Raw genomic sequence first — 1,613 nt, 5'->3', positions numbered from 1 at the left:
GGCTCGTCGAACGGCTCTGTTGGAGGGCGGCTGTACACCAGTACCGCCCACCGAGTTCGTGAGGGGTGGTCACTAGTGACATAGTCAAACAACGGCTTCCACCTAAAGAATTATTCCCGAAACCACCACTGTCACGATTGGAAGAAAGCGCCACTCTCGTCTCTTGTTGAAGAGAGCTCTAAGTGGCGGCCCCAATTGAAATTTTAAATAATTATGTATCCATGGTAACAAGTGGGTCGAACCAATGACTGCCGTAACACTCGACGTCGCAAAAGAACTGATTGCAACTGCTGAACAGAAGGCCGAGGAAATTGACGTTCCGATGTGCATCACAGTGATGGACGAGGGTGCGAATCTCGTCGCGTTCCACCGGATGGACGATGCACTCCTTGCCAGTATCGACATCGCACAAAACAAGGCCTACACCGCCGTCTCGCTAAAACTCGACACAGACACGGTCTGGGAACTCTCACAACCCGGTGAATCGTTGTACGGCATCGGCGAGACGAACGACGGGCGTATCATCACGTTCGGTGGCGGAATCCCCTTGGAGAGCAACGGGGATGTCGTCGGTGCAGTCGGCGTCTCTGGCGGCAGCGTCGAAGAAGACGTCACCGTCGCATCAGCAGCAGTCGAGAAGTTTGAATCGTTGTAGGACGTCGACGACTGTCTCACGACAGATCCACTTTCACACCTTTTCACAGCACAGAACGTCTGCTGACAAGCCGATAGCATCTGACGGGATGAAAATCAGAACGCGAGACGCGCGCACCGCTGTCTGTCGGAGACTCAGTCTGTCATGGAGGCACAATCCGGCCAATGTCTTGAGGGTTGACAACAATACACAATGTATGAACGACAATACCCAAAATCAGTCAAACGGACACCACCGTTCCGAAGCACACGGACACGGTGACCACACCCACGAAGCGGCCGACGAGTCTGTTCACGCCTCACACGAGGAACACGAAGCCAACGTCCACGCAACTGGTGAGGGGCACGGTGGCGACCACAGGGCACACACTGACCACACCGGCCACGAACAGATGTTTCGACGGCGGTTCTGGGTGTCGCTCGTCCTCTCGGTTCCCGTCATCTACTTCAGTGAGTTCATTCAGGGGGTCTTCGGCTACACTGCACCTGTGTTCCCCGGGAGCGCCTGGATTACCCCCGTCTTCTCGGTGATTATCTTCGCGTACGGTGGCGTTCCGTTCCTCTCGATGGCTCGGACCGAGGTCAAAAACCGCGAACCGGGGATGATGATGCTCATCTCGCTGGCAATCACCGTCGCATTCGTCTACTCCATCGCGAGTCTCTTCATCGAGGGAACGACGCCGTTCTTCTGGGAACTCGTTACGCTCATCGACGTCATGCTGCTGGGCCACTGGATGGAGATGCGGTCTGTTCGACAGGCATCCGGTGCACTCGACGAACTCGCGAAACTCATGCCTGACACTGCCGAACGCATCACCGAAAGTGGGGATACTGAGGAGGTTCCTGTCTCCAGCCTTTCTGAAGATGACGTCGTCCTCGTCCGACCGGGCGCATCAGTCCCCGCCGACGGCGAAGTCGTCGAGGGTGATTCGTCAGTAGACGAGTCGATGATTACCGGT

At 56.0% G+C, this 1,613-nt stretch carries 2 protein-coding genes; both read left to right on the top strand.

What is annotated here, in order from left to right:
• Positions 1 to 244 precede the first annotated feature (244 nt).
• On the top strand, positions 245 to 655 hold the full coding sequence (locus AUR66_RS16955) for a GlcG/HbpS family heme-binding protein (protein ID WP_058573370.1): 411 nt from the start codon (positions 245 to 247) through the stop codon (positions 653 to 655).
• A 391-nt stretch (positions 656 to 1,046) separates the two neighbouring features.
• A partial coding sequence (locus AUR66_RS16950) for a P-type ATPase (protein ID WP_449271647.1) occupies positions 1,047 to 1,613 on the top strand: 567 nt, incomplete at its 3' end.

It is taken from the genome of Haloferax profundi, assembly GCF_001469865.1.
Taxonomy (GTDB): Archaea; Halobacteriota; Halobacteria; order Halobacteriales; family Haloferacaceae; genus Haloferax; species Haloferax profundi.
The sequence above is the reverse complement of the archived record's forward strand: the minus strand, read 5'-3'. Positions and strand labels throughout refer to the sequence as shown.